Origin of the sequence: Atribacter sp. (genome assembly GCF_035418125.1) — a bacterium.
Taxonomy (GTDB): domain Bacteria; phylum Atribacterota; class Atribacteria; order Atribacterales; family Atribacteraceae; genus Atribacter; species Atribacter allofermentans.
This window is the reverse complement of sequence record NZ_DAOLQM010000064.1, coordinates 1-9,192: the sequence shown is the minus strand read 5'-3', so window position 1 is coordinate 9,192 and position 9,192 is coordinate 1. Positions and strand designations below refer to the sequence as shown.

The following is a 9,192-nucleotide window of genomic DNA, read 5'->3' as shown; positions in this document are numbered from 1 at the left end:
TATCATGGAGTTGATGCCCAAAAATTCCCGCTCTATCTCAAAGAGTTGGAGTTTCAGTATAATCATCGCGACCGAGATCTTTTTGATGACCTTGTCCAAGTATTAGTTGGATATAATCACGTGGCTCATACTGAGTAATCACCAAATATAATTACATGGCCTATGTTAAGGAATGGCCTTTTCAAATTGTATCTCTTAAAAAAAGCTTATACGGCAGAGGTTTTCGGAATACTCATTTGTGTAAGGATTTTTTTAAAATGATCTTGAGCATTATCTAGAGAGAAGTCTATTATTGCGCGTTCACGTGCGTTTTTTACAATACCATTACGAAAATCCGAATCATTAATAAGACTTTTTATAGCTATTGCTAACTTTTCAGGATCATCATCATCAACAACAACACCACAGTTATACTGAGTAAAGTACCATGATACATATGAATCAGAAGGCGCATGAACCAAAATTGGAACACCTGAAGCCAGATATTCTCCCATTTTCATTGGAGATGCAGTCCGCATGATATCATCGGGGTATTTTGATGAAAAAGCAAGTGGGAGAAAAAGAATATCTGCATGCACCTGAATTTGTGCTACCTCAAATATTTTTATAGATGAATGAAAAATAACAGGTCCTTTAATACCATTAGCAATCAAATTTTCTTTCGAAAATTCAGAGTAGATATGAAGTTGAATATTCAATTCAGGTATTTTTTGTATTGCTTTCAGAAGGTTCGAAAATGCACTATAATGAGCTTCATAAATAGCTCCGGTATATACAATTTTTATTTTATTTTTTCGCTGATCTAAATCTTTAGGGGGTTCAAAGATATTGGGTTTTAAATCATTATATATTTTTAAATCAATTGGATTGTGTATGACTATGGGTAGGATCCCATATTTTTGATAGTAACTTTTTTGCAGAAATTCATTAGGGGCAATAACAAGATCAGCCTCTTTGATTAAAATTGGTCCATAATTTTTCGAAAAGATCCGTGTTAACTTATCTATCCAATGTTGGGATACGTAATCATCAAAGGCATATAGAATAAAGGGAATTTTCATCGATCGTGCAGCGCAGAAAGATGAATAAGGTTCCAGATAATCTGCAGTGCATGCAATGATTGCTTCTGCTTTTTCCTGCTTTAGGATTCTTTTAATTTGCCAAGAGATAATTTTTGCATACCATAATAACGGACTCTTCCAAAATTTACAATAGAAATAAAGTAATACCCTTTCAAAACGCCACGGTGCCCGATAAACACGATGGTATTGCACATTCAATCGTTTCGTTGAATCTGTTGGTCGTTCAAATTCAAAGCATTTTGAAGAAATGAAAAAAAATAATTCATTTGGAATGTCTTTTAACAAGTTATATAAGGCGATTGCTTGACCGCTTGCCGCAGGGGGTAAAACAATCGATTCAATACCTACTCTCATTAATATAAATCCTTATGATAACCAATTAAAATTTTTTTAATTGTATCGCTTACATTTATCCTAATATACCCATCAGGAGGATCCCATTTGCTAACGGTATTTAGTACAATATTTATACATCTTTTTATCATTTCGGTTTTCATTCCACTAAGAATATTACTCCCGCATTCAATTGTTTCAGGACGTTCTGTTACATCTCGAATCGTTACATTCGGGACTTGGAAGATACAGCACTCTTCCTGAACAGTCCCGCTATCACTTAATACACAGCCTGCATTCTGTTCCAGTTTGATGAAGTCTAAGAATCCGAACGGTACATGAAACTGAATGCCCTCACCCTCAATTAATAATCCAATTTTTTGCATCTTGTCCTTCGTATGAGGATGGAGGCTAAAAATGATTGGCTCTTGGTATATATGGTAAATTTCTGAAAGTGTCTTTATCAAAGTTCGAAGTCGGAATTCATCATCTACATTCTCTGCCCTGTGCATCGTTACCAAGAAATAATTTCCTTTTTCCAATTCGAGTCTTTCGAGAATACTGCTTGATTCAATTTTCGATTTATATGCATCCACAACTTCATAGATTGGGTTGCCCGTGACGAAGATTTTGTGACTAGGGATCCCTTCCCGGATCAAGTTGGCCCGACTACGCTCGGTATACGGCATCAAAACATCGCTCGAATGATCTATAATTCTCCGGTTCACCTCCTCCGGAACTCGATCATCATAGCAGCGGTTACCGGCTTCCATATGGAAGACAGGAATACCCATTCGTTTCGCAGTAACAGCGGCAAGTCCACTGTTAGTGTCTCCTAGGATCAATAAACGTTCAGGTTTTTCTCTTACCATAACCTCTTCAGTCCGACTCATTATCTGGCCAATTTGCTCTCCAAACGATTTTCCTTCGACACCAAGATAGTAATCTGGTTGCCTGATCTCAAGCTCCCTGAAAAAAATTTCATTCAGGTTTGGGTCATAATTTTGGCCGGTATGAACGAGGCTGTGTTCACAATGCTTGTCCAGTTTTGGAATGATGCGGCTCAATCGAATGATTTCGGGGCGAGTACCCAAGATCGTCATTACCTTCATCGAAGAAGTTCCCCCTCGTATTCATGGAGATCCTCAAGAAGCAAGTGGTATTTATGGAGGGTTTCGTATACTTCATTAAGAGTCATCAGGTTATCGCCCGATCCGTATTCCTTTTTAATAGCATTTGATGGGGGACTATCACGGACGAGTTCCGGTAACATCGACAAGATCACGTAATAATTACCCCGTTCGATTGTTCGATGTGCCTCTTCCTCGGAGACAAGTATTTCATGGATCTTCTCACCTGGACGAATTCCGGTAATCTCTATCCTGATATCTCTCTCTCCGATCAACGCTTTTGCTATATCCATCACCTTCGCGGAAGGTACTCGAGGTATATATGTCTCACCTCGCTTGGCTGTCCTTACAGCCTCGAAGATGGTATCGACAGCTTGATCGAGGCTTAGAAGGAAGCGGGTCATCTCGGGTGTGGTGATAGTGACAGGGCCTCCTTTTTTGATTTGTTCATGAAAGAGTGGGATTACGGAGCCCCGTGAGGCGAGAACGTTGCCATACCGAACACAAATAAAACGGGTCTTCGGGCAATCCAGGTTTGCTTTAATGAAGATTCGCTCCTGGAGTGCCTTTGTCATACCCATTACATTCACAGGCTTGCAGGCTTTATCTGTAGAGATTCCCACCACGGTCTCAATGGGGAGTTCTTCCTCCCGTATTGCCCTGACAATGTTTTCAGGGCCAGTCACATTTGTCTGAACCGCTTCGTAGGGGAAATATTCGCAGGAAGGAACTTGCTTTAATGCCGCAGCATTGAAAACCACGTCAACCCCTTTGAGTGCCCCTGCAATGCTGTGGAAGTCCCTGACATCACCAATCCTGAATTCCAGCATCCGGCAAAAGTTGCTATAAATTACTTCGTCGGTTGCTACCTTGCGGTTCAGGTATTCTACCCGCATGAAATGTTGTTTGGCTTCATCCCGGGAAAAAATGATAATTTTTTTCGGTTGTCCCATTTCGCCCGAGAGGAGGCGACGTACCAGTACTTTTCCAAGTGACCCGGTACCACCCGTAATAAGGATTGTCTTATTGGTGAGCATGTATTTTTCTTCCAAGATTATATGGTGTTTTATCAAGATAGAGTTGTTCAATCATAGTCGACCAGGGGGGGATTGTAATCCCTGTCCGAGTGATAAATTTTGAGGGGTCAAGGGAACGGTCAATGACGATGCTTTCATCGGGTTCAATTTCAATATGAAGTCTGAATCGGTCTCGAATCTGTATGAGAAGGTCGTATTTATTGATTGGACTCGAGGCTACATGCCAGATACCACGGAGATCTGGATGTTGTTCGATTATTGTTCCAATAATTTCCGAGAGTGCATTAGTGGTAAGTCCGGAGAAGATTGCCTTTTTAAATCCTTTCACCTGCTTTCCCTGCTGACTGAAAAACCATTCGAGCAGGCCGTGGAAAGAATCGAGTTCTCGCCCAATTATCGAGGTCCGTATGGTCAGGCAACCAGGATAATCCACCTCACCGAGGTACTTCGTTCGGCCATATAGATCTCCAGCATCAGGGAAGTCATCCTCGGTATACATTCCCTTCGCACCAGAGAAGACGCAATCGGTGCTCATGTGAATCAGTCGAATCCTTTTTTGGACACAAAGTTGTGCCAGAAGATGCGGGAAGAGCGCATTTATCTTAATGCTCGGCACTGGATCATAAGCCTCCTTCAATTGCTTGACAATCCCTATGCAATTGAAGACGACTTCTGGTCGAATCCTCTGTATTGCCGTCTCTACACTAGAGAAGTCATTTGCGTCAACGTGGCCGATAAGTTCAAGATCTTTCAAAACGGGGTGGTTGTGATAAATGACAGGATTATCCCTGACAGAACCAATAACATCATGACGGTTTGACAAGACCAGCATTGCCTTGTGGCCAAGCATTCCGGTAGCACCGAGGATTAGGATTTTCACGTTCTATCAATTCCCTATTTTTTACAAATGAGTTTTCTGTACAAATCAATATGACGCTGGATATACTTCTCTGAAGAATACTCTTCTCTAACGATCCTGCGGCCATTTTCAATTAGCCTTTCATAGAGATCGTGGTCATTCAATACTTTCTCAATGGCGCAGGCAAGTGCATTGGCATCTCTTGGAACTGCTATCCCGCCATGGGGAGAATGCATAACCTCGGGTAGTGCAGTTCCCTCAAATACAATTATAGGCGTTCCACATGCCATCGCCTCGATTGCCATCATACCAAAGGCCTCGGCAACAGAAGGCATCAGGAAGAGATCAGCGGCGGCAATGGCTTCAAAGAGAGACTCTCGGTTTGAGATCCATCTCAATTCGACTACTTGGTAACGTTTTTTCAATTTTTTCAATCCGCCTGTTTTATCAAAAAAGACAAGATAAACAGGGGAATTAAGATGAATCTTTAATACTGCTTCCTCAATGAATGGCCAACCTTTGCATTTATCGTCTTTGCCTCTGTGTCTGAACGCTATTACAACTGCTTCTCTGGGGATGGAATACCGTTTGCGGAAATTATTATCATCAAATTCACCGCATCTTTTGATATAAATGCCGAACGGGATTATATGAATTGGAAAGTGGGAGACCAGTGGACTTGAACTGACAAGCTCGGCCATCCATTTTGATGTGATAACAATATCGAAATGCGAATGATCAAGGAGCCATTTCTTCACTCTCTACATAAAAGATGTTGTATCTCGACGAATGGGGAATGGAATGGTAAGGTCCGGACATGATCCACATCCCCTCTTCTATCTTTGACAATGGAGCGGTTGAATGCAATGCCCTGTCATGATCCAAGGGTCATGGAAGGTCTAAACCATCTTATGTCTCCGAGTAATAAGAAGTAGCAATAGCAAAATGAAAAAAGAATCACCTTAGGTGATTACCTTTATTTTTTTGTATTAATCTTCTGATTTTTTGAGATGAGAGCTAAAAGGGTTTTCCGTCCATTTTGGGAATTAAAGTCAATCTTTGCCCTTTCAATGGCATTATTTACGATGTTGTCACGATGAATTTTATTAAGGATTAAGTTTTTATCCCGGAAACGAGATTTTCGACTTTGTTGTCATCAACCACTTCACCACACTTATATTCTGAAAAATATTTGTTTATAAATGAATGTGGTGGTGCATGAACCAGAACCGGGCGTCCTGACGCCAGATACTCCCCCATCTTCATTGGTGATAATGTATCGATCCATTTGGAGATTTTGGGATCAAAAGAAAGTGGTAGGTAAAGTATATCGGCTTTCCTCTGGACTTCTTTAATGATCGAATGAGAAACATGGGAATGTAATTCGTAAGGTCCGATGATGAATTGCTTTTCTAACTCTTCTCTCGTCTGAGATGTATAAAGGTGTAAAGTGACCCGGAAATCCCTAAGAGGAGGTTCCTCCATTGCTTTGAGGAGTGTCCTAAATGCATCAGCTTGGGCATGATATATGGATCCGGTATATACGATTCGGATTTCATCTGAATTTAACGGCCAATCGTACTGACCTTGACTGACTAGACATACCTCCTCAACAGGATTATGAATGATCGTTGAATCCACACCAAACCTCTCTTTTAGTTCGGATCCCAATTTTTCATTTGGAACGATAATTCCATTGGCCCTTATAACTGCAAAACTTTCAATAATTTTTGCGAAACGATAGTATGGTGTTAAGGCCCAATGCTCAGAATAATAATCGAAATAATATAAATAAAGTGGTGTTCCTCGGAGAAGACTAATCAGATATGCAATGGGTATATCGGAAGCATCCCCGGTACATACAAGAATAGCCTGAGCATTCTCTTCCTTCATCACCTTGACCAAGTGGATGGAATCATAAATAATCCTAAAAAGTATGTTCCCCAGAAACGATGCTCTTTTTACAAGAGGGTTAGAAAAATTCCTGATTTGAATTCCTTTTCCTAGGAATCGATACTTTGCTTGCAGACGGTGCAGGGTCGTTTGAAGATACGTGGGGCTATCGTAGTCGGTGGAAGATACTAAACAATACGAGTCAGCTCTGATATCTTTCAATAAACGATATAATACTGTGGCCTGACCTGATGGTGCTGGGGGTAGGATATGGGAGAAGACAATTAATTTCTTGCTGAATTTTGGGAAGTCTTCTTGGAATTCAATATTTTTTATTGCCCAGAAAGCCCCAAAAGGTGGATCGAATTTTTTCCCAACTCCGTTATATTGATGAAATGAATCACATGCCAAAATATCCCAAGTAATATCAAACTCCTCGGGTATCCAACCTGATTTATGATCCTGCCATTTCCCTCCATGAAGACCCCACCCATCTATCCCCTCAGGATTTGCCTCCTGATGCATAAAACCTATTGGGGTGAATAAAACAATCTGTTTGCGAGCAACCCGCTCACACTCCTTAATAATAATTTTACCGAGATCCTTTTCAAGATGTTCGATGACATCGATTAAAAATATTGTGTCAATTGAATGATCCGGTAGGAGGCTAAGTATAAGATCGGCTGTTGCATTTATGATTACGTATCGTGGATTCCCAGCATAACGATTCCGAAGGATATCCACATAATCTCTGAACGGCTCGGCGCAAATGTGAATTTTCGGTTCAATCAGAGATTGAGGTCTGATCCCACATCCAATATCAAGAATTTTATCTACTAATAAAAGTCTTTTTTGAACAGCAGTCAGCAGCTCTTCTTTATTTAACCAGGTGATTGCCATTAAATATCCTACCTAGAACAATTGCGACCTTCCCAAAAGGATAAATCACCACAACCAATGTCTATCACATCATCAATAGAATTTTCGAACTCAAGAATCGTATTCCATTTCCAAGATCTATAATTTCCAATTGATCCCGGGCCACTAGAGCCCCCTTTGCTATAATGCCTTTCCCAATAATCCATATAAAGAAATCCTCTGTATAAAATCTTAAAAATTCTGATCGAAATAGTATCCTATATCCTTTTTTTCTTTTAGTTATCCAACTTGCTATTTTGTCGATAAAGATTTATACAGATTAAAAAATTCTTTTCCAACCACCTCATAACCAAATCGCTCCTTTGCATATTCATGGAGAACGGAGGGATCATATTTTCCCGAGTTATCGAGCATATAATTAATCGCAGAAATCAGCTCTTCCTTATTTCCTTTTTCAATTAATATTCCAACATTTTCATTGATAAAATCTTCTGGTCCCCCGCATCGTGTCGCAATGATAGGAATGCCGGCAGCAAGAGCTTCGGCACATGCCACGCAAAAAGTTTCATAATTGCTATTTAGGACAAAGAAATCCGAATCATGAAGAAAATTCAATAATTCTTCAGTATTGACAAGCCCTTTAAAAAAAACAACTGTATCTTTGATACCTAAATGAATAGAGAGATTTTCAAGCTTCATGCGATCAATACCATCGCCAAGGATGTATAACTCAAAATCGTCTCTTGATTTCAATATTTTATGAATTGCAAAGAGAATTCCTGAAATATCTTTTTCCTCATCACACATGAGTGAGACATGAAGGATTTTTTTCTTCTCCCGGTTCTTTTTTGAAGGGTGAGGAGAAAATAAATCGGTATTTACCACATTGGGAATCACTTTAAACTTATTTTCTCGTAAAACGGTTTCCATGGCCATTTTTAATGATTGAGAGACAGGGCAGACATATTTAGATTTTTTTAATATTAATTTTAAGTCTATATATTCAAAAGGATTTTTAATTTTATTTAACAAATATGAAGAATGTTCAGTTACAATAAAAGGAATTCCTTTAAATAAGTCAAGAATAAGTGCGAGAATACCCATGGGAAGACAGACATTGACATGAACTACATCCGGTCTTCCAAATTCTTTCTGGACAACTTTTAGTCCCTTATAACTATTGATAAGAAAATTGTTAAAAATGCTATTAAATAAATAGCGTAATAATCGGTTGTTTATATGAAAAGATTCCGGATAGACGCGTATAGTCCTTATACCATCTTCAATTGTATAATCAATTTTGGCACTTTTTCCAAATGACCAGTGGTGAATATACAAAACCGCAACATCACAATACCTTGATACAGCTTCCGCATGTCGTTTAATAAAAATCCCGGAAATCGGATGGTCTCTATTGGGATACCATCCGGCCAGAAAAAGAACTTTTATTCTTTTCTCTGGAAAAGTATGGAACATAACACAAATAATTATGGAAATAAAAATAATGAGACTTTCGGAAATAATGGGATTGTTAATGTGGTCTCATACTCCTTCTAAAAATACATCCCATTTTTCCCCTAATCTCCCCGAATCACCTCCACAATCCTCCCGCTTGCCCCAACCTCGCCAAAGATCATGCTCCTCTCCTTCTTTGGCGCAAAGTTCCGGACGGCACCCCCGATCCACTCCGTGTCTGCCCCGACGATGACATTCCACCCGTCCTGCACGGTCTCTACGGACCCGGCCGGGATATCCCCTCAGGGCAGTAGATGCTTCCTGGTCGGGTGATGATAACCGGAATATGGTTTAGTAATCCATATTCTTCCTATTTCCCACGGATACCACGCAAATGACCATACGGTTAAGGATTTCGAAATACCTCCTCAAACCACAAAAGCTTTATCTAGCCCCCTTGTGGGATCAACCCCAAAATAACACCAAATCATTTCTCAATTGACATTTTGGATAAAATTCATGAA

At 39.8% G+C, this 9,192-nt stretch carries 8 protein-coding genes and 1 pseudogene; 1 reads left to right on the top strand and 8 read right to left on the bottom strand.

Going from position 1 to position 9,192, the window contains the following annotated elements:
- Positions 1–138, top strand: a pseudogene (locus PLK24_RS11455) (IS1595 family transposase); the annotation flags it as partial.
- Between the two features lie 68 nt (positions 139–206).
- On the opposite strand, the gene PLK24_RS05020 reads toward PLK24_RS11455, so the two are convergent.
- From PLK24_RS05020 to PLK24_RS04985, 8 genes are all read right to left on the bottom strand, one after another.
- Positions 207–1,436, bottom strand: a complete 1,230-nt coding sequence (locus PLK24_RS05020) for a glycosyltransferase (protein WP_007314857.1) — start codon at positions 1,434–1,436, stop codon at positions 207–209.
- On the bottom strand, positions 1,436–2,527 hold the full coding sequence (gene wecB / locus PLK24_RS05015; RefSeq protein WP_007314858.1) for a non-hydrolyzing UDP-N-acetylglucosamine 2-epimerase: 1,092 nt from the start codon (positions 2,525–2,527) through the stop codon (positions 1,436–1,438). The genes PLK24_RS05020 and wecB overlap by 1 nt, the downstream gene beginning before the upstream one ends.
- Complete coding sequence (locus PLK24_RS05010) at positions 2,524–3,582, bottom strand: polysaccharide biosynthesis protein (RefSeq protein ID WP_007314859.1); 1,059 nt, start codon at positions 3,580–3,582, stop codon at positions 2,524–2,526. The genes wecB and PLK24_RS05010 overlap by 4 nt, the downstream gene beginning before the upstream one ends.
- Entirely contained in the window at positions 3,569–4,462 is an 894-nt protein-coding gene (locus tag PLK24_RS05005; RefSeq protein ID WP_007314860.1) for a dTDP-4-dehydrorhamnose reductase family protein, read from the bottom strand. The genes PLK24_RS05010 and PLK24_RS05005 overlap by 14 nt, the downstream gene beginning before the upstream one ends.
- 14 nt (positions 4,463–4,476) lie before the next feature.
- Positions 4,477–5,199 carry a glycosyltransferase gene (locus PLK24_RS05000; RefSeq protein WP_042689565.1) on the bottom strand — a complete coding sequence of 241 codons (723 nt, stop codon included), beginning with the start codon at positions 5,197–5,199 and terminating at the stop codon, positions 4,477–4,479.
- A gap of 355 nt (positions 5,200–5,554) precedes the next feature.
- On the bottom strand, positions 5,555–7,234 hold the full coding sequence (locus PLK24_RS04995; protein WP_324476888.1) for a glycosyltransferase: 1,680 nt from the start codon (positions 7,232–7,234) through the stop codon (positions 5,555–5,557).
- A 270-nt stretch (positions 7,235–7,504) separates the two neighbouring features.
- Positions 7,505–8,689 carry a glycosyltransferase gene (locus PLK24_RS04990; protein ID WP_324476887.1) on the bottom strand — a complete coding sequence of 395 codons (1,185 nt, stop codon included), beginning with the start codon at positions 8,687–8,689 and terminating at the stop codon, positions 7,505–7,507.
- Positions 8,690–8,755: 66 nt separating this feature from the next.
- On the bottom strand, positions 8,756–8,929 hold the full coding sequence (locus PLK24_RS04985) for a hypothetical protein (protein ID WP_324476885.1): 174 nt from the start codon (positions 8,927–8,929) through the stop codon (positions 8,756–8,758).
- Positions 8,930–9,192 lie beyond the last annotated feature (263 nt).